13 protein-coding genes and 4 tRNA genes are annotated in these 20,993 nt (G+C 41.8%); 7 read left to right on the forward strand and 10 right to left on the reverse strand.

Annotated elements, in window-relative coordinates:
• Positions 1–372: 372 nt before the first annotated feature.
• Together R7M92_RS19445 and R7M92_RS19450 are read right to left on the reverse strand one after the other, a co-directional pair.
• Positions 373–446, reverse strand: a tRNA-Cys gene (locus tag R7M92_RS19445).
• A gap of 36 nt (positions 447–482) precedes the next feature.
• Positions 483–569 (reverse strand) — tRNA-Leu (locus R7M92_RS19450).
• Between the two features lie 692 nt (positions 570–1,261).
• Between R7M92_RS19450 and R7M92_RS19455 the strand changes: the two genes are divergently transcribed.
• Entirely contained in the window at positions 1,262–3,511 is a 2,250-nt protein-coding gene (locus R7M92_RS19455) for a hypothetical protein (RefSeq protein ID WP_318134051.1), read from the forward strand.
• Positions 3,512–3,619: 108 nt separating this feature from the next.
• Here the strand turns inward: R7M92_RS19455 and R7M92_RS19460 are convergent, their stop codons facing one another.
• Together R7M92_RS19460 and R7M92_RS19465 are read right to left on the reverse strand one after the other, a co-directional pair.
• Positions 3,620–6,307 (reverse strand): Ig-like domain-containing protein, encoded by a 2,688-nt coding sequence (locus tag R7M92_RS19460; protein WP_318134052.1) that lies wholly within the window; start codon positions 6,305–6,307, stop codon positions 3,620–3,622.
• Between the two features lie 788 nt (positions 6,308–7,095).
• Positions 7,096–7,884 carry a DsbA family protein gene (locus R7M92_RS19465; protein WP_005389872.1) on the reverse strand — a complete coding sequence of 263 codons (789 nt, stop codon included), beginning with the start codon at positions 7,882–7,884 and terminating at the stop codon, positions 7,096–7,098.
• A 422-nt stretch (positions 7,885–8,306) separates the two neighbouring features.
• Here R7M92_RS19465 and R7M92_RS19470 point away from each other — a divergent pair, with 422 nt between their 5' ends.
• Together R7M92_RS19470 and R7M92_RS19475 are read left to right on the forward strand one after the other, a co-directional pair.
• Positions 8,307–9,242 carry a CHAD domain-containing protein gene (locus tag R7M92_RS19470; RefSeq protein WP_262606736.1) on the forward strand — a complete coding sequence of 312 codons (936 nt, stop codon included), beginning with the start codon at positions 8,307–8,309 and terminating at the stop codon, positions 9,240–9,242.
• A gap of 69 nt (positions 9,243–9,311) precedes the next feature.
• A complete protein-coding gene (locus tag R7M92_RS19475; RefSeq protein WP_213987041.1) occupies positions 9,312–10,100 on the forward strand; it encodes a lipase family protein in 789 nt (262 codons plus the stop codon).
• 74 nt (positions 10,101–10,174) lie between these two features.
• Here R7M92_RS19475 and R7M92_RS19480 read toward each other — a convergent pair whose 3' ends face one another.
• From R7M92_RS19480 to R7M92_RS19495, 4 genes are all read right to left on the reverse strand, one after another.
• The gene (locus tag R7M92_RS19480) at positions 10,175–10,429 is read right to left on the reverse strand and encodes a hypothetical protein (RefSeq protein WP_005375990.1); all 255 of its coding nucleotides are present in this window, start codon (positions 10,427–10,429) and stop codon (positions 10,175–10,177) included.
• Between the two features lie 130 nt (positions 10,430–10,559).
• A complete protein-coding gene (gene amyS, locus R7M92_RS19485; RefSeq protein WP_151515531.1) occupies positions 10,560–12,083 on the reverse strand; it encodes an alpha-amylase in 1,524 nt (507 codons plus the stop codon).
• 307 nt (positions 12,084–12,390) lie between these two features.
• Positions 12,391–12,464: transfer RNA gene (locus tag R7M92_RS19490), tRNA-Cys, on the reverse strand.
• 36 nt (positions 12,465–12,500) lie between these two features.
• Positions 12,501–12,587: transfer RNA gene (locus R7M92_RS19495), tRNA-Leu, on the reverse strand.
• Between the two features lie 550 nt (positions 12,588–13,137).
• Here R7M92_RS19495 and R7M92_RS19500 point away from each other — a divergent pair.
• The 4 genes from R7M92_RS19500 (at position 13,138) to R7M92_RS19515 (ending at position 17,548) form a co-directional block, all read left to right on the forward strand.
• A complete protein-coding gene (locus R7M92_RS19500) occupies positions 13,138–14,769 on the forward strand; it encodes a methyl-accepting chemotaxis protein (protein WP_005375988.1) in 1,632 nt (543 codons plus the stop codon).
• A 201-nt stretch (positions 14,770–14,970) separates the two neighbouring features.
• Positions 14,971–16,200 (forward strand): alanine racemase, encoded by a 1,230-nt coding sequence (gene alr / locus R7M92_RS19505; protein ID WP_318134055.1) that lies wholly within the window; start codon positions 14,971–14,973, stop codon positions 16,198–16,200.
• A gap of 311 nt (positions 16,201–16,511) precedes the next feature.
• Entirely contained in the window at positions 16,512–17,243 is a 732-nt protein-coding gene (locus R7M92_RS19510) for an AzlC family ABC transporter permease (RefSeq protein WP_005375986.1), read from the forward strand.
• Positions 17,240–17,548 (forward strand): AzlD family protein, encoded by a 309-nt coding sequence (locus tag R7M92_RS19515; RefSeq protein ID WP_005375985.1) that lies wholly within the window; start codon positions 17,240–17,242, stop codon positions 17,546–17,548. The genes R7M92_RS19510 and R7M92_RS19515 overlap by 4 nt, the downstream gene beginning before the upstream one ends.
• 141 nt (positions 17,549–17,689) lie before the next feature.
• Here the strand turns inward: R7M92_RS19515 and dld are convergent, their stop codons facing one another.
• Together dld and R7M92_RS19525 are read right to left on the reverse strand one after the other, a co-directional pair.
• Positions 17,690–19,396 (reverse strand): D-lactate dehydrogenase, encoded by a 1,707-nt coding sequence (gene dld / locus R7M92_RS19520; RefSeq protein ID WP_064369232.1) that lies wholly within the window; start codon positions 19,394–19,396, stop codon positions 17,690–17,692.
• A 382-nt stretch (positions 19,397–19,778) separates the two neighbouring features.
• Positions 19,779–20,681: a LysR family transcriptional regulator gene (locus R7M92_RS19525; protein WP_017633645.1), complete on the reverse strand. Its 903-nt coding sequence runs from the start codon at positions 20,679–20,681 to the stop codon at positions 19,779–19,781.
• Between the last annotated feature and the right edge of the window lie 312 nt (positions 20,682–20,993).

Below are 20,993 nucleotides of genomic sequence, written 5' to 3' on the forward strand. Positions count from 1 at the left end.
GGCACATAATGTTAATATTATTCATCATTCCCTGAACCACACTAACTCATTCTATTGTTAAATTTAAGTCAAATAAAAACAATGAAACATCACAATACTCACCTATACTCATATTTATTAAAAGGTTAAACCGAAGTACAGAGCACACTAATAAATCAAGAAAAATATATTTAAAAGGAGATAAATATCAAAATTAAATTCAGTATTAGACTAAGTTAACTATAATTATATAGAGAGAAATATAACTAAGTTAGATATAATAATTAATTTAGGTCTGTAGTTTATACACAACTACTATTTAGATATGTATTGGAATGGTTTGAAATGCCAAATATAAAAAAACCGGCTATAAGCCGGTTTTTTTATAAATATTGGAGGCGCCTCCCGGAGTCGAACCGAGGTCCACGGATTTGCAATCCGCTGCATAGCCACTCTGCCAAGGCGCCTTTCTGATTTTGTATCTCTGTCACCAAAGATTTTGATGGTGCCCCGGGCCGGACTTGAACCGGCACAGCGCGAACGCCGAGGGATTTTAAATCCCTTGTGTCTACCAATTCCACCACCAGGGCAACGCAATCATGCGATGGGTTAGACACCATCTGTCTCATCGACCTTTGCCGTGAGAACGAGGCGTACTTTAACGGATTAATTTATTAGGTCAACAATAAATTTTATCTTTTTGATTCATATGGTTAAGAAACAGTCCGAAAGAGTAAATAACCTTCAAATTGTAGATCTATTATCCTAATTATATCCATGTAGCTTCTCAGAATAATCCTTTCGATAAACATCTAATTGGCCATCCTTCCACCAGATTCTTAAATAACAGTATTCCGTATTTATTCAGCATACCCTTTAGCATCGAATACCGACAAAGTGTTCACTTGTAAACTAGAAACACATACTAAAGGTATGTTCTTCTGCCTCCTTGTAACTTATTGATATTAAATTTAATTCTCGTTTTCTGTCTTCCATGCGAATGCGAACAAGTTAACACTCTGTTCACAATGTGTATTTTAAAGACACTTGTCAAAAAACAAAAACAATAAAAATCAAACAGTTAAGCTTGGTTTGATTTTTGCTCTCTTATGGTCACCGACAACCGCTCCAAAAGCACAGTTTCTAGTTATCCACTTTGGAGTAATTGTCTTAGGACTAGGGGCACAGCAGTTCGTGTACTCAATGATGCCGAAGTCCAGTGTTGGCATCATTGGGTATTCACATCGCCCTTTTATCAACTTTCAAGAAGAAAAGAAGGTAGATGATGGAACATTTAATAAATAGCCGACATAAAAGGCTGCTTAGCGCCATGTTAATAGGTGCCGCGGCATTTTATGGGCAAACCGCATTCGCGCAAGACCCTGGTATACAAAGTATTTGTATGGAGGATCAATATGGTAAGAATTTGAATTGTACCGCTAATGATATCAATATCGCAGAAGCTACAAATATCGAAGTTACTGCAATCGGTGGTAATCCGGTAGACCCAGGAACGACGGTCTGTGTAGCTCAACAAACCGTAACGTTTACCGCTGACTTTGAAGTTGTATCAACTGCAAGTGATCGTTATGACATCGGACTTTACTTCCAGAACGAAGGAGGACCGAATGCACTTAATGGTAGCTGTAACATCTATACTTTGAGCGATGAATACTCTCAGAACTCGAACGACACCGATGGTGACGCTTGTTTTGACGTACAACAAGCACAAGTCGTTATCCATTCTGCCGAGGTAACCACGCTGTGTGAAGATACTGACGGAGATGGTCAACTCAACCTACCAAACTGTGTTAGCTGGCGCCAACCTGGTAAAAATGAAGTCTGTGAAGATGGTAATGATGCCTACCCTGGCGCTCCATCAAAATGTAATTGTGACGACAATTACAACATTCCAATTTTTATTCAACCAGATCCACCCGTTTCCACCAAATCGGTTAATAAAATGGCGGGAACAGAACCTGGCGACGAATTTATCTACACAATTAAAATCGTCCCAGCTGAAAGTACTGGTAACAGCGTTTTCGTGACTAAAATCGAAGATGAAATATCCTCTAGCACTAACTCTGATTCACAAACATTCTTGCTAAACAGTGTAGGTGGCGGTAATGATATTGGCATGACGAAAGGTCACTACACATTAATGTCAAGTGAGCTAGCCAACGCTTGTGAAAACATCGTGCTTCCTTATGAGATTCCGCCAGAAGCGGTTGGTTTAGAGTGTACATTCAAAATTGCTATTAGTGACGACGACTTACCAGATATCCCTACTGACGAATCGTTTGAAAACTATGTTCGTTCCACTATCGTCGATGAATATGACGAACCTGTCGGAGACAACACTTGTACCGTCGCGAGTACCGCTGGTACGCCAAATCCAAACTGTAGTAATGAGATCATCGTAAAACTCACGAATGTATCTCCTGAAATTTCTGTTACTAAATCAGCTAATCCAACAACCGTTGTCGAAAGTCTTGCTGGTGAACCTGTCGAATACACTGTTGTTATCACCAACAATTCGTCGGTTGACGAGGTAGAGATCACATCTATAACAGATGACCAATACAACATCGCAACTGAAGCAGCAACGTGCTTGGGAGCAATGCTTGGAATCGGTGAGTCTTGTCAATTTAGCTATACACGAAATGTTGCAGGTAATGTGGGTGATCCTGCATTTGTGAACAACGTTACTGCTATCGCTTTTGATAACGAAAACGACTCGGATGAAGACTCTGGTCAAGCGAGTGTGTCCTTTAGTAACAGCCCTGGTGCTATTGATTTGGTCAAAACTCCTAACGCTTTAGACGAGCCACCATATTCTGTAACCGAGTCTGGTGATAATGTAGACTTCACGTTTACTATTACCAATACGTCCCCTGTAGACAGTATCACTCTCACAGAAATGACGGATGACAAACTTGGTGTGTTATTCGATGCAGGAAGCTTCCAAGGCAATTGTAACTTCTATGGTGATATCTTAGCTCCTGGAGAAAGTCGATTCTGTACTGTTACGACTTTCCTATCGGGTGAACCAGACATGCCACATATGAACACAGCGGAAGTAACAGGTGAAACCGATGATTTCATTCCTGAAATCGTCACAGATACCGATAACGGTAAAGTTGCATTTATCAATGAACCAGCTGATATCAACTTGAATTTCGCTCTGTCATTAACATTGAGCCTTAACATTGAGAACGCCTCTAGCTATGAAGCGGTTAATTTAAATGCTCTTAGTATTGCGGGCACTCCAATAGAAGCTGGTCAAGGTAATACACATTACTTGATTACCGCAAGTAATTGTCCAGTTGCGTTCCCATTCTCTATCGCAGCGAACGGTAGCATGAACTGTACATTTAGTGTTGATTTGCTCACACCGGATGCTTCTGTAGATAACCTATTTAGGTCTGCAGGCTCTGGAGGCTTATTGGTAATCTCAGTAGCAGATGAAGATGGTGGGCCAGCAGTAGAGCCAGTGATTGTTGTCAACGCACAAGCCGTATTGGCGCCCTAACTAATGATGATGAGGTAAATAAAGTTATCGGCTTACCTTAGTTAAAAAAGGTGCAATGATTTAACACATTGCACCTTTTAATCTTACTGAGCCTTGTTTACAGAAAAATTATTTTCTACCCTTTCCTTTATTGGTATTAGAGCCTGAAGTGCTCGCCATACTAATATACACTAGCGCTGACGCAGTAAGATCGCCATCACTGATGGTATAACTGAAACTATCACTTCCTTTAAAGTTCTTAGCTGGCGTATATATTAACTGACCATCTGACGTCATTCGTACCGCTCCTTTCGAACCCTGAGTTACAGATGTTATCGTTAGTTTATCCCCTTCAGGATCGCTATCATTTGCGAGCACATTAATACTTACTGAGTCTTTTGAACTTACTTCCACTCGATCTGTCTGGGCAACTGGTGCGCTATTCACCTGGACTGGAACTGAGATTCCGAAGCTCACCTTTTTGCTAATATTCAGGCTCGTATCTGCTGAATGCTGAGCGTTAATGGCGATATCGTATGTTCCATCTGTTGCTTCTGCGCTTGACGTAACATTCATTGTGAATGATTGAGTTTCACTAGGGCTCAAAGTAATACCACCGCTATTAGCAGTCCACCCACTTGGTACACTCGCTGATAGGGTAAATGTACTCGAATCACAAGTTGCACTATCTTGGTTGGTCAGAGTTGCTGTGTAACTAGCAGTACTGCCCGGTTCAAACTCCCCCGTTTGATTTGCAGATAACACCAACAAAGGCGTTCCACGTGAACAGACGTCCACTGGCGTTTTGATATCAAAATTTGCTTCTGTATTTGTGTAGTAATCAGTATCAATACTGTTTATTACGCTAAATAGCATCGAGTAACTACCATCCGTCGCCGTTAAGTCAGAAGTCACATCAATGACCACACTCTCACTGTCTCCTGGCGCTAAACTTAGCTTAGATGAGGTGGCACTCCACCCACTTGGTACCGAAGCTTCAACGTCAAACTCTGAGGTATCGCAACCTTCTGCGTCATTATTAGTGACTGTAACACTATAACCGAGCGTGCTCCCCGACTCCGCTATGGTATTTTGGCTAGGAGAAACGGCAACAGTGGGAGCATTTTTATGGCATGTTGGCTGCGTAAAGCTGATATGGACACTTGCTCCGGTATTGTCGGCCCACTCGGTGGTAATGGTTAACCCAGCCTCTATATCTGTATAACTTTTTCCAACAGCCAAAGCAGAATCGTTCCAGTCAGTTATTTGGCTAGCCGGGGTTAAATCAATAAGTTGGCTACTGTTCATATCGGACTCTGTACTTAGGCGCATTGTTACACCAGACGTAAGATCCGAATAACTCGCAAGATAGCTGTCAAAACCTTTAGGCTGCCGATACTCTAGGTAGTACCAAAGTTTCTTTCCTGTTGAAGAGTCCACACCTCGCTGAATCTTTATTGCTTTGGCTTCCCCCTCAGGAACGGACTCATAAGGCTCAAGTATGTAACTACCATCAGAATTTACTTCAATAATTTTACCTGCAATTGATGATGGCTCAGAAGAAAACCACCCTAGACTGTCTTTGTTGAAAGCACTGAAATGTCCGGTAAAGCCCGGAGCTCCCATGATCTCCAAACTATCACCGTATTCAACTGTGTAACAATCACCACTAATCACCTCAACACCACATTCAAGCTTTTTCGCATGATGCAATCCAAGGTTATGGCCAAGTTCGTGGGCTACAGTTCTTAGTGTCATAGAACCATTGATCCAAGTTCTCGACGGTGTCCCACCCACTGTACCTTTTCCTGTCCACCCACAATCAGCAATTTTAGGAAAAACGAAAACCACTCGATCATAGGTATCGATGTCTACGCTGTCAGCTGTAGCAGCTTCTTTAGCCGCAGTATAAATTTGCGCAGTATTACATACTGAGTTCATAGGCAGCGTGTAATAGCCTAGAACGTCTCCAGTAAACCATGTCTGATTATTTGAATTTTCTTTATAGAAATCATTCACCGAGCCAAATACTAGATCAGTTACTTCTTCAACAGTCCATGGTTCTTGTACATCATCCAGAAAATTCACTAACATCACTAGTGTCGACTGTTCACCTAAAGTATTGGACAAAGTGAAAGGTGAAGTACTGGTTGATGCGGCATCTGTATCTCCATCAGCCAATACAAGAAGACCTTGCTGAGACTCTTCCAAAACTAACGCGTTTTGATCATCAAACTTCCAACCGCTAGCGCGAACTTTAGCACCAGATGGAATTGGGTTGATTTGTGATTTAGAAGAACCATAAACCTCAACAGAGCCCTCAGAGGTTTGCAGTACATATCGAAGACGGCTCTTGCTGTGATCTTCATAATCTTCATAGAAAACCTCCAGTTCGCCTTCTAGCGTTTGCTCCTGCTCTAACAAAGCTTGCACTTTTTCAGGCATACCTTTGCGAGCTTTTGCAGTCAGAGCAACCTGCGCTACCGTGCTAGGGTCTGACTGAAACAACTCGGAAATTAATACTTGACGATCGTGAGCAAGAGAAATCATTTGCTCTAAATAGTGATGTTTGTTTTTCGCCGATGCACCATGATAATTAATCATCGTCTGCTTTAGCACGCTAGTATTATCTTGAGCCTGCTGGCGCTTCTCCTTGGCAGTAGGTGAAACCGATTTTTCTTGTTGAATCAAATGCTCATGCGGGATGTCTTGTGACTGCGCCGTTGCGTTGAATGTCAGAGATAAGAGGCTGATAAGAGCCGTTGTTGAAAGTTTAAATGTATTGGAAGTAACAATATTAAAATGGGTATTAAACATACTTAATTTCTTATGTGGTTTTATCTTTGGTTCTAATTTTTCACACAGCATAAGTCCGAAATCATGTCGAACGATTGATGATTAGCGAGCGAAAAAAAATAACTAGCCTAAACGTATAAATTTAATTTAATTTCAAACGCTTATAAACGTTAAAATCAATAAAATAAGCTATAATTAAAACCAAAAGACATCTAATAATTATTCAATAAAAGGCATTGCCTTTTAAACAATCAAAAAGCAAAATAAAAATCATAAATTAGTTATTTACTATTTAAGTTAAACTTGCGTTAGTCACACAAGATAAATCATTTATTCGTATGCAATTAATTTACCTCTTTTTCTTCAGTATTTAAGCATAGGTTGGTTTTTGTGGGTAAAATCCTACAAACACGGCGATTAAATTTCAACCAAAAAAATTAATTTTCATCACAATATCAAACATTATTATTCAAATCATGAATATATAAGAAAATTTATCTTACAAGTAAACTCTCACCACTAATATGAGCCCAGACTAATATTAATTTAATATTTTTATATAATTCAAAAATTACTATATGAAAAATAAGAACTTTATTTTAAACAACAAAAAACTAACACAAACAAAACAACTATTAATAATCGATGATTTAATAAAAAAATATGCATGCCGTTTCAATTCACCACAACATCTATAAATCTCGACACTTAATATCAAATATCGAGAGATAATCTCTAAATCAACAAATTAGTTTAGATAAAATAAAAGGCAACTAACATTAGTTGCCTTTTATTCAATATGAAAATCATTATTCTTTTTTATCACTATTTGATAACCCCTCTAATAGTGATTCAAACACCGCATAGCCCTGTGCACCTACCACGATTTGCGGTTCTACAAGTTGATCATTTTCTACCCGACCAATTAAAAAAGTTGGTGTGCCGCGAATACCTAAGGATTTTCCTAGCGTCATATCTTGCTCAATCTTGTCAGCAACAGATTGATCTTCCATACATTTATTGAACTCTTCAATGTTTAAAGATAAGTCTATCGCTGCTTTTTGATAGAACTCCTCCCCTAAATCTTTAGCGTTGTTAAACAGCATTTCTCGCATAGTCCAATAGGAGTTTTGCTTAAGACTACATGCAGCCGCGATCGCAGCCCCCTTGGCTTTGGCATGAAAACTTAAAGGAAAATCTCGCGCTATATATTGCACCTTTCCGTTATCGATATAATTTTCCTTTATCTGTTTAAAAGCATTATCCGTAAATCGCTTACAATAAGGACATTGAAAGTCAGAAAATTCAACGATAGCAATTTTTGCTTCTTTATTCCCAAGAATTGGAAGTCTACCACCTTCGGAAAAGTTAAGTTGGTTTGGCAAAGTCGGAGGTTCTTTTTTCGGTGGATTAAATGCTAAGTCTTTAATTTCTTTAACTTCATTTTGTATCACCCCCATTTCTTTTGTTAATTCACTTATCTCTTCCTTTAACAACTCAACTTCTAATTTTAGATTATCATTATCATCTGACTGACAACCGGTTAAAAATTGCAGTAGCACTAATGGTATGATGAATCTTACTGTTTGTATAAACATCTCACGTCCTCAATATGAAACAGAACAAATATAAAGATTTAACTTTACTTTTCTCTATCAAAAGATTTGCTGAGGCGTCAATGGTGAAATAAGCCTATAAATGAATATCTAACACAGAAACCATCAGTAATAACAACAAGCTACAAGGTACCACCGAATTCAAAAACTAATAAATTATAAATGACCATTCACACTCCGATAAGACAGCAATTTCTTTCGAGTTGATAAAAAGTATTGTAAAAGAGTAATTATAAGTCAATGAAGTCACAAAGATTATGACGTCATTTTAAATAATTTAGAATGGAGAGAATAAATGTTATTTAATAACTAGTTATTGTTTTAAGATCAAATTTATATAAGCCACTATTAGTCGTACAAAAAATCAGCCTCTACACTAAGTTTAAGCTTTTTGGAGGACAATCATGACCATTCATAAGAAACCATCATTTCACTTACCCTTACATGCCGACTCCGAACTCGACTTCGTAGTGCCTTACTTCTTCCTTAGTGAATTTGATTATGCACGCTCTCTGGAGCTGGGAGTCATCGAAGACTTGGATCCTGAATATACACACCAGTATCGCGTCACACTAAGGCGCATACGCTCACTATGCTTACTACTTCGCGAACTGATCCCTCCTTTTGAGCAGCGTATTTTGAAACCTCATTTAAAAACAATGATGAAGAAAACAAATAAGCTGCGTGATCTGGACGTATTTATCTTGGGCAAAAAACAATACATTGAAATGCTCCCAAACCACAAATCGTCTCTTGAGCAGCTTTTTGGCTTTATCGAAGCCGAACGTGCTTACGAACAGGCAAAAGTTACGCGTTGGCTAGCTACAGAAGAATACACAACGCACTGCACTTTGGTCAGGAATAGTCTGCTGCGAAGTACGCAACACGAACGAGTGGATAGCAACGTACCTGCGTTACTCTTCGCAAGCCAAAAAATCTCCGATCAATTTAAAAAAGTTGATAAAGCACGACGCAAGATCTCGGACAAAAGTCGTGACAGTGTGATTCATTCGATGCGGATAAAGTGCAAAGCGCTGCGTTATTTGTTAGAAGGATTTTCCACGCTCTATCCTTCCCAACAGCACAAAAACAACGTGAAACAACTAAAACTATTGCAAGACAAGCTCGGTGACTTTAACGACACTTCAAGTCAAATTGAATTTTTCGCACAACTCAAAGAGACAGCAAATCTCAATAAACAAGATCGTAAGGCTTTGAAAAAGCTAATTAACGTACTTAGCGAACATCATGAACTCTCTCGCCAAACCATCTTGACGCATTTAAGCCAGTTTGAGTCTTTCATTCGCGATACCAATACACAGAATCTCTACCGACCTTAAATCAAGGTTCACGTATTTTTAATATTCATTAATTACAGTCAACCGTTAGGCTCCACTAAGAAAGTTAACGTGAAACCATTAAAACGATACCAATACGAGCGCTATGCGGTGCTTTGTAATCTCGCCTACCCTCGCGTCTTCAGGCAAACTCAATACGGGTTCGATCCTAATGGGCAACGAGTCATTAGAAATGAACACGGTAAGATTATGATTCGCGTGCTCTGGAGTAAAAAACAGAGTGAAGTGGTCGTAGTGATTAAAGGCTCACACAGTATCAGTGATTGGTTGTTGAACTTCGCGATGTGGACGAGAAGCTGTCGAAGGTTGGGACTAAACTATCGCATTCACGCGGGTTTCTATCATCTGTTGTTCCAAGAAAGTTTACCGAGCCGAAATGAAGATCGGTTAGGGTTGACCGTGATCGAACGCCTCGAAGGTATCGTTGTACCACTTATTCTCAGGGGGAAAAGAATCACTATTACTGGCCACTCTTCAGGTGGCGCGATTGGCAGTGTTTTTGCTGACTATATTGACAAAAAATACCCAAAAAGCATTAAACGCGTGGTCACTTTCGGACAGCCCGCTGTCGGGGATTGGACGTTTAAGAAACGCTACCGTTTGGGGCACAAAACATACAGGATTTGTTGCGACATCGACATCGTGACCTTTATGCCGCCCGTACCTTTTTTGTATTGGCATGTAGGCAAAATGCTATGGTTATATAACGGGAGAATATACGAGAACACCCCAACGCTCATACGGCTTGGGCGCTCCTTATTTAGTTGGCTAATGCGACCGTTCTCTTATCACTTTATGAGTAAATACATTCGCGACAAAGACTTTTTTGATGAACGCTGAGTTAAACATCCGAAAGGTATGACGTACAGACACGAAAAAGCCGGACTTCGCCGGCTTTACGATTAAGTGGTGATCTACAGAGAGGCAATTTCTTTTTCAAGTTGATATTTGTTATCTGTGACAATTCGCTCTAACACTTCAACACGTCGCTTCAAGTCACCAATTTGCTTGTTAAGGTTATCTTGTTCTTCTCGGCTCATCGTATTACGTTCAGATATCTCCAACGCTCTTACTTCTTTACGATGGTTCAAGATTAACTTTATTATCCCGCCCCCAAATATGGCACCGAACACAATAGCCACAACCAATACATCAGCAATAGATTCCATTCTTTATCTTCCTCTAGATTATGCTCAAATATAAGTTACTCATTTGTTGAATGAATATCAAATAACACATTGATTCATTGAAAAGTTTTATCAAGAATTGCCTACTCTGTATCAAAATCACAGGAATGGATTATTCAACGCCAACCCAAACCGAGACAGATCCGCCGTTTACTGGGAACTCAGCCCAACCATTCGCATCAGTCCAAACTTCTTCAGTTCGGATACCCAACTTGTCTACGTAGCGAGCACTTGGTTTACCCGTATACATCCACTTCGAGCCGCCTGGTCCATCGCTCATGATCACGGCCATTGAATGTGGATGCTCTGCATCACCTTCTCGAGTCCAACCAATTACATCCCAGTGGTCGAGATAAGAATGTTGTTTGCCATACGCATAATCTTTACGCAGTGTTACTAGCTCTTCAATGTAAGGTACTTTGACCATATTGATGTCATGCCCTTTATCACTGTACTGCGCGCCGTAGTAATCTGCATAAAACACGGATGGATAACCTTCTTCACGCAATAAGATAAACGCGTAAGCGAGCGGCTTGAACCACCAATCAACGGTTGATTCCAACGCCTGCAAAGGCTGAGTGTCATGGTTTTCTACTAAGGTAACCGCTTTGACTGGATTGTCCTTCATCAGCGTACCATCCATGATTTGACGCATATCGTAGCTACCACCCGATTTAGACGCATTATAAAAGTTCATATGTAACGGTGCATCAAACAAAGACATGCTGCCAGAGGTTTTGGTGATAAAGTTATGCAGCTGATTCACATCGTAGTTCCAGTACTCTCCGACCGTGAATAGTTCTTTCCCTGTTTTCCAACGTAGGTGATCAATCCATTCTTGCAGGTATTGATATTTGATGTGCTTCACCGCGTCCATTCTAAACCCATCAACACCAGTCATGTTGATATACCACTCACCCCAGTCTTTAAGTTCTTTCTTAACTTCAGGGTGATCCATGTCTAGATCAGCGTACATAAGGTAATCGTAGTTGCCTTTTTCCGAGCTCACTTCCCAATCCCATGCCTTACCCTCACCTTTGAATTTGAAGATAGCTTTTTCTTCGCCAGCATCGTCCCAGTCCACGCCATCAAAGTGGTACCACGTCCAATGAAAGTTTGAGTACTTATCGTTGCGCCCAGGGAAATCAAACTCTACCCACGCTTCAATCCATTTATCACCAAGTTCAATATTTCGGTTGTTCCAATCGACTCGCTTGGTGTCGACCCAGGATTTACCATCCGCACCGCCACGGTGGTTAAACACTACATCACCATAAATCTGGATATTGTTTTTATGGGCAGCATTGATGGCGCTTAGGTACTGATCTTTGGTGCCATACTTGGTTCGCACCGATCCTTTTTGATCAAACTCCCCCAAGTCATACATATCGTAAACGCCATAACCGACGTCGTTGCTGCCACCAGCACCTTTATAGGCGGGCGGTAGCCATAACGCGGTGAAGCCGTTGTCCGATAGTGCCGGCGCGTTGTTTTCAACTTGTGTCCAGAGTGCACCGTCATTTGGCACATACCAATGGAAGTACTGCATCATGGTGCCATTTTGTGCCGCCATTACAGGCGAACTGAGCAGCAAAGTTAAGGGTAAAAGTGTAGGTTTAAGGTTGAATGTTTTCATTATTTTTCTCTCACGTGAAGGACTAGAATCCTCCTTTCTGCATATACGCACCAAGCGATACTAACTATGACGCTAGCTAGGTTGCTGCCTGTAATACAAAAAGTTCGGATTACAATCGAAGAGAAACTATCACCAATCACACTATACAATTATTGAGTTGTCTAACATTTATAAAATCAATGATTAGCGCGTTAAAAATATTGAATGGTGATCAAAACATGGGAGACTTTAGGAAAGCGCGAAGGGTTACGAAAAGGTGGACTAAAAACGAAAAAAGCCAGTCATTTAAGACTGGCTTTCGAAATAGTGGAGGCGCCTCCCGGAGTCGAACCGAGGTCCACGGATTTGCAATCCGCTGCATAGCCACTCTGCCAAGGCGCCTTTCTGATTTTGTATCTCTGTCACCAAAGATTTTGATGGTGCCCCGGGCCGGACTTGAACCGGCACAGCGCGAACGCCGAGGGATTTTAAATCCCTTGTGTCTACCAATTCCACCACCAGGGCAACGCAATCATGCGATGGGTTAGACACCATCTGTCTCAGCGACCTTTGCCGTGAGAACGAGGCGTACTTTAACGGATTAATTTATCTGGTCAACAATAAATTTTATCTTTTTGATTTAAGTGCTTAAAAAGCGATCTGACTAGTACATTTGGCATTCAATTAGACCAATAAGCACCCGTTCCCTTTCATTGTCTATTAAGTCATACGCATACTAGTGCCCGTAACTGCTTCGAGGTAAACACGCGACTATCACGTTATGAACGCTGATCTTTTCACCGCTGTAACATCTGTAACAATTTGATTCCCTACTCTTGGCACGACTGCGTACAGAACATCATATTTTGTTACCGATAACTTTATATCGAATGTGGTCGTACCTTTATAAAATCATTGACTTTTTTTATTTTCAAACAAAGCTCAATTCATTATCGAAAATATCAATAAATAATGGTACGTTACACGAGTTGCAGTAATTTAATGGACATATATCACATATAAGGATGTGGTTTACTTTGGCGACACAACATAAGAAAAACAAGGTATATCACTAATGTCTATCAAGAATCTTTCTATAGCGAAAAAGATATCGCTATCGTTTTTACTCATTGCCATCGTCAACATTGCATTTGGCGTGTTTTTATCTACAGAGCTCAAAAGCATCAAATCTGAGCTTTTAAACTATACCGATGATACGCTTCCTGCAATGGAAAGGGTCGATTCGATTCGAGACCACTTGTCTCGCTGGCGCCGAGCTCAATTTGCTGCGTACACTTATGAAGACGCAGACCAAGTCAAAACTAAAATTTCTAACAATATTAGAGAACGCGAAAAGATCACTAGAGAGCTCAACGCTTACGGTGAAACTATCTGGCCTGGCGAAGAGCAGCAAACTTACCAGCGTCTTATGCGTCAGTGGAAAAAGTACTTGGTTACTATGGACCAGTACAATGAAGCGATGCTAGCTAACGACAAAAGCAAGGCCCACCCTATTTTGGCGAACTCTTTGTCTGCTTTCGAAGCGGTTGACTCAGAGTTAGGCGAACTAATCCGTCTCCTTAAAGAAGCTATGGATAGCAACAAAACTCATATCCTGTCCTCTGTAAATGGATTGAGTAATTCTTCAATTGCAAGTAACGTGATTATTCTACTGATCATGGTAGGCATGACATACGTGCTGACTCGCCTAATTTGTGGCCCACTTAAACTTGTTGTTGAGCAAGCAAATGCCATCGCGACAGGTGATCTATCAAGTGACATTGACCGTAAAGCAATCGGCAATGACGAGCTTGGTGAACTGGCAGACGCGACCACTAAGATGCAAGACGACTTACGCCAAGTTATCGATAACGTGATTGCTGCAGTTACTCAGTTAAGCAGCGCTGTCGAAGAAATGAATCAAATCTCCGATATTTCTGCGTCTGGTATGAAAGATCAACAGCTGCAAATTACGCACATCGCAACAGCAATGACAGAAATGAAAGCGGCCGTAGCCGATGTTGCTCGTAACACTGAAGACTCAGCGAACCAAGCTAACGAAGCAAACCGCCGTACACAACACGGTGTTCGTGAAACCCAAGGTATGGTTGACGCGATTCAAGAAGTTTCAAACGTAATTGGCGCTGCAGGCGATACCGTAGCAGAGCTTGAACAGCAATCGAATAAAATTAACGTGATCGTGGATGTTATCCGCGACATTGCCGATCAAACCAACCTACTTGCACTTAATGCAGCCATTGAAGCGGCGCGTGCTGGTGAGTCTGGTCGTGGCTTTGCCGTCGTTGCAGACGAAGTTCGAACTCTTGCCGGCCGTACGCAAGATTCAACGAGTGAAATCACTTCGATCATTGAGCAGCTACAATCACTTGCAAAAGACGCAAAATCAGCCACTGAACTTTCTAGAACCAGTATTTCAGAATGTGCAGAACAAGGCATTCAATCAAAACAGCTGATGAGCGACATTGAGCATTCGATTTCGGACATCTCAGACATGGGTACCCAAATCGCTACGGCTTGTAACCAGCAAGACTCTGTTGCGGAAGAGCTTAACCGCAGCATTGAAAACATACATTTGGCATCTCAAGAGGTCTCGCAAGGTTCGGAGCAAACCGCACAGGCGTGCCGCGAACTAAGCCAGCTATCCATTTCTCTTAAAGATGTAATGAGCCGCTTTAAACTGAGTTAAACTCAGTGGATACCTTAGTAGATACCAAATCAATCCCGATTTGCTTAAATTGAATGTCATCACTGAGGTATATTTAGGTATATATTAAATCACTATCTTAACAAACGCTCCAAAGCACCACTTGGAGCGTTTTACTTCGTCAGGTACTTTCCCCAAGTACTCAATAACATAACCAATACAAAAAACGCGTACGGAGACTTTATGCGCTTAAATAAAACCTTACTATCACTGACTATCGCTGCTGCAATCGCGGTTCCTGTAATGCAAGCTACTGCTGCTCCTCTTCAAATTAGCAATACAGCAGCAAAAGCAGAGCAAGTTCAAGGTGCTAACGCTTGGCTAGAAATAAACTTAGGTCAGTTCCGCGATAATATTGAGCAGTTTAAATCGCACATGGATGGCAAAACGAAAATCTGCGCCGTGATGAAAGCCGACGCATACGGAAATGGTATCGCAGGCCTGATGCCGACTATTATCGAACAACAAATTCCTTGCGTTGCCGTTGCAAGCAACGCCGAAGCACAAACTGTTCGCGACAGTGGCTTTAAAGGCCAACTTATGCGTGTACGCTCAGCGGATATTGGCGAGATTGAAGCCGCAATCGACCTAAATGTCGAAGAGTTGATAGGCACAGCAGAGCAAGCTAAAGCACTGTCTAAACTCGCCGAGAAAACTAGTAAAGAAATCAAAGTTCACCTTGCTCTGAACGACGGTGGTATGGGACGTAATGGTGTTGATATGACGACAGAAGCGGGCAAGAAAGAAGCGCTAGAAATCGCTCAACAAGCTGGCGTTAATATTGTTGGTATCATGACTCATTTCCCTAACTACAATGCAGACGACGTGCGCCAAAAGTTAGCTTCATTCAAAGACAGTTCTGCATGGCTGATTAAAGAAGCGAATCTAAAACGCGACAACATTTTACTGCACGTAGCAAACTCTTACGCCGCGCTTAATGTTCCTGAGGCGCAGCTTGATATGGTTCGTCCTGGTGGCGTTTTATACGGAGACTTACCAACTAACCCTGAGTACCCTTCTATCGTGTCTTTCAAAACACGCGTGGCATCCGTTCACCACCTGCCAAAAAATAGCACAGTCGGTTACGACAGCAGCTACACAACAAGCAAAGAAAGCTTAATGGCGAACATTCCTGTTGGTTACTCTGATGGTTATCCACGAAAAATGGGGAATACGGCAGAAGTTCTGATCAATGGCCAACGTGCAAAAGTTGCGGGCGTTGCTTCAATGAACACCACAATGGTAGATGTTACAGGTATCAAAGATGTTGAGCCTGGTTCTGAAGTTGTTTTGTTTGGCTCCCAACAAGGCAAAACGATTTCAGCTGCTGAGATGGAAAAACACGCAGAAGTCATCTTCCCTGAACTATACACGGTTTGGGGAAGCGCGAACCCTCGTGTCTACGTAAAATAAACCTATTCAGTTATTCGTAACAGAGCGAAAAAGCGAGCCTCGTGCTCGCTTTCTTTCTTATTTACTAATCTGTACTAGCTCGTGATGTTATCAATTAAACAGAGCTTACTATTTCTGTTGTTTTATTCTCCTTTAGCACTACCAAGCGCGACTCTCTACACTCTGTTTCTTAAAGCCGCTTGGATGGCTCAATTTTATATAGCACTTAGAGTTTGAAAGCCCCTCCAATTGATGTTAAACATGAAGTTTACAAAAGAATAACAAACACACTCGTATGGCACTGCCCCTTTGCCTGCTAGCTAGGTATCTCTATGACAGAAAATACTCAACATCTTCAACGCTCCTCCACTGAGTTGCACGAATTTAATCGGCTTGACGTCTGGAACGGCTTCACCCAACTTTTACCCCTCTCTATGTTCGTGGTCATATTTGGCCTCGCTTTCGGTGTTGCTGCGGTACAGACTGGACTAGATGTATTTCCCACTATGTTGATGAGCACACTGGTCTTCGCCGGTGCTTCACAATTTGCCACGTTAGAAATGTGGGGAGCGGAAGTCCCTTTCATTCCAGTACTTATTACTGTATTTGCGATTAATGCTCGTCACCTCTTGATGGGAGCCACACTTTATCCATGGTTACGACAACTCCCACCAACAAAACGTTACGGTGTAATGCTGGTAGCATCAGACGCTAACTGGGCAATGGCACTCAATGCATTTGGTAGAAAAGAACCAGGCTTTGGCTTGCTTGTTGGTGGCGGCTTAGCGATGTGGTCTTTTTGGATTGTGGGCACCTGGATCGGCATTTATTTTGGTAGCGCAATCAAAGATCCGGTGGGCCTCGGGCTCGATATGGTTATGGGATGCTTCCTGCTGTCTATGGTGGTGGCCGGGCCGAAAGACTTAAGAATCTTTGCGATTTGGGCCATAGCAGCAGCCTCTTCTATGTTGGCGTATTGGTATTTGCCAGAGAATAGCCACGTAGTGGTTGGCGCCATTACTGGCGGAGTATTGGGTGCTTGTTGGAAGGAGAAGAAAGCATGAACATCGAAACAACCATAGGTGGCACACTGCTTATCATCATCGCTATGGCGTTAGTCACGCTCATAACCCGCTGGGGCGGAGTGTATGTTATGTCATTCATTCCAATTAGCGAACGGGTTCAACGTTTCATTACTGCGATGTCAGGCTCCGTACTGGTTGCCCTTTTAGCTCCGCTAGCAGTAGAGGGTGATAATGGTGCTAGAGCAGCACTGTTTTCTACTGCTGTTGTCATGTTCATCGTGAAAAAGCCTCTACCAGCAATTGCAGCAGGCATCATCGCCGCCGCTGCAGTACGTGCTCTTTAGTCGCTGTTTCAACGCCGATACCAGTCATCAATAAAAAGACCCAAAACACAAAGCCCTGATGTCACGAGTGTCATCAGGGCTTATCTTATGCTCATCATTTTAACGATGAACAACGATTATTAATCATGGTGAGACAGCACATCACGCACAGCAGTTACAATTGCGCTTATATTTGTCCATTTTACCAATACCAGGGTTAAAGGTATTGGTTGGGTCTAATTCGTGGTAAAACTTCTGCAACGAGTTTTCGGCTTCATACAAGTGACCCACGTTATGTTCTGCTGGGTATTTGGCACCACGGCTATTGAGGTGCTCTAGCATCAGCTTTTTCATCAACTTCGTGTCAGTCCCTTTTTTGAAAATGTAATCTTGATGGAAGACGTAACACATAAAGTGACCATAATAGAGCGCTTGAACAAGGTTCTTACTCACCTCTTCAGGCAAAGTTTCTAGCCACTCTTCATCATTACGTCGCAATGCAATATCAAGTGCAACGATGTCTTCTACGTCTTTTCGGTGAATCGTCTCGTAACGAATTGCTGCACCTGCTGCTGCAAAGCGATGTAAATAAGCTTTTTTACCTTCTTCCGGCGTACACTCGAAGAAATCACAGTCGTCTTCAACAGCCCAAACTTCTTTGAGGTATTTTTGTGCTTCAGCAATACCACCATCACTCATTTTCAATACCAGGTGATGCTCATACTTGTCACGGAAATCCAGCATTCGCTCTGGTAAATGTTGTGGGAACAACTTGCTCGCGTAGTACAGAATGGTGTCTGGCAGATATTTACTGACAAACGGGATGCGCTCTAAGAAGTTTTCTACCTTAGCTTTAAGTGCGAACATTTTTGGCAGCTTATCTGTGCCTAACAAATCGATTGATAAGAACACATCCTTGCCGTACTTCTCTGCCATGTTGAAGATATCTCGATGCAAGTATTCTCCCATCTCAGGCAAGTCATCAAACGTAGATAAGAAGTCTTTTCGCAACTTCGTTAGTTTCGCAGGGTCATTGGTGCCAAGGTAAAAAACCTGCTCTTTTTCGGGTACTGGGTAGCTGTCAACCCGAACGGCAAAAACACCCAACTTGCCAGCACAGCCACTGGCTTCAAATAATCGGCGTTCATCGGCATTAAAGCGAGAAGGAATGTCAGAAGTCACGTCTCGAACACGTTCATCGTATTCTTTGTCTGATGCCATTCGCTCATCATGAATGATCTTCGCTGGGTCAAAGTTCCCTTCTTGCAGGTTTGTTAGAATTTCTTCTGGCGTTTCACCTAATCCTTCAATACCAAGGTGGTTCACCAAATGTAACTGGCCTTGCTTATCCACCTGCGCATAGATCGCCAGTTCCGTATAAGCAGGACCACGCTTAACTAGCGCACCGCCCGAGTTATTGGCGATACCACCAACCACAGTGGCACCTAGGGATGAAGAACCGATGATAGAATGCGGTGCTCGATTCACTGCCTTCAGCTCTTTCTCCAAAGAGTGTAAGCTCGCACCAGGCAAGCAAACCGCCTGCTTACCGCCATCTAATAAGTGAATCTTCTTGATTTTGGTAATATTGATCACAACCACATCGCGATCATAATCATTACCACTCGGAGCCGAGCCCTCTGTTAAACCTGTTTTAGCCGCCTGCATGATAATGATGCAGTTTGCTTCAACACACTGTTTAATAATCTTCCATTGCTCTAGAAGAGTGTTAGGAAACACGATAGCAAGCGCATTACCACTACCCGAACGAAACCCCGAGCGGTAATATTTCGTTTTAACCTCGTCGGTTAGAACATTTTCTTCCCCCACGATGGTTTTAAATTCTTCAATCAGCTGCTTTTGTTTCATATCCGTATCTCTAGTTATTGTACTTCGCTCACAACACCGCTTAGCGGCAGGCATGGCGTTTGAGCCACTATAAGCAGTCCATTTCTCTGCGTCTATGTCAGGCGGACGAACAATACGTAATCAATAAACAACAAACAAAATAATTCTTTATTTTTCTGTTACTTATCTTTCACATTTGAGAAATTTAACGTAAGAAACAGACCGTTTCTTAAAAGAAACAATAGCAAAACCATTTGTTAACAGTTGTGCGAGGTATCTTGTTATCAATATTAGTGAAGAAAACGAGGAGAAGCGTAAGCCCCTAAATTTAAGAGGATTCTTAGAAATGAAGATGGAAACATAAGCTCAACACCAATATAACGATCGGTGTTGAGTTATTGGCTTAAAATCGATGGTTTTGACTTTGAAAGCTTGTGTATAGATGATCGATAAAGATCTTAATTTTTTCTGGTTGCTGACGAGTGTAGGGATACACCGCATAAATACCCAAACATTTGGCGGTTTCGTCTTTAAATAACTGAATCAGACTGCCTTGCTTTAAGTCTTCATAAACCAATACACGCGGTACATAGATGATTCCCTGCCCTAACAGCGCCACATTTCTCAATACAGAAGAATTGTTGGTACAGAGGTTACCGTCGACGGTGATTTGATATACTTCGTCTCCATCTTTAAACGCCCACTCATGCGCTCCGGTTTCTTGGTAGGAATAGACTAAACAATTGTGTTTAGCCAAGGCTTGAGGTTGTTTAGGTATGCCATGTTTAGCTAGGTATTGGGGTGACGCGCAAATGATCCAATTCGCATCCACCAGCTTTCTTGCAATCAGACTAGAATCTGGCAACACACCCGTTCTAATTGCCAAATCAAAACGTTCATTCACGATATCGACGAAACGATTATCTAGATCCATATCGATATTGATGTCTGGGTATTTCTGATTAAATTCATTAATCACTTGAGGAAGAATTAATTCACCAGAGATAGTAGGCACCGAAATTTTAATGTTTCCAGATAAGTTTTTACCTAAACCCACAATGGATTCTTCCGCCGTTGCCACCGCTTGATAAACCGCTTTTGCATGAGTAAAAAACGCTCGTCCTGCTTCAGTCAACGTTAGCGTTCGCGTTGTTCGGTAGAGAAGCTGTACACCAAGCTCTTGTTCAAGCTTGGCAATCCGTTTACTGACGACCGATTTGGTCAGTGACATATGTCTAGCGGCAGCACTGAATGAACCTTGCTCGATCAAGTGATAAAAAATGATGTAATCGTCGGTATTTCTCATGCGTCTTCGTCAAATCCTTTGGAAGCCCGTATTGTAAACTGAAATTGGCTGAGGTGCGAAACATCGGGTCACACTTAATATCAGAAACTCGTGACAGAGATGGGGTTGCTAAGCTCACAGGTAATGAAAAAGAGATGGTGTGAATTTATCAGTCTTCAGATACAAAAAAACCAGCTTTCGCTGGTTTTAAGTTGATGCACTTGGCATCGAGATACCGCCATGGCCATATCTGAATAATTTGGAGCGACACACGAGGTTCGAACTCGTGACCTCAACCTTGGCAAGGTTGCGCTCTACCAACTGAGCTAGTGT

Source organism: Vibrio sp. Vb2880, from assembly GCF_033337975.1.
GTDB classification, from domain to species: domain Bacteria; phylum Pseudomonadota; class Gammaproteobacteria; order Enterobacterales; family Vibrionaceae; genus Vibrio; species Vibrio alginolyticus.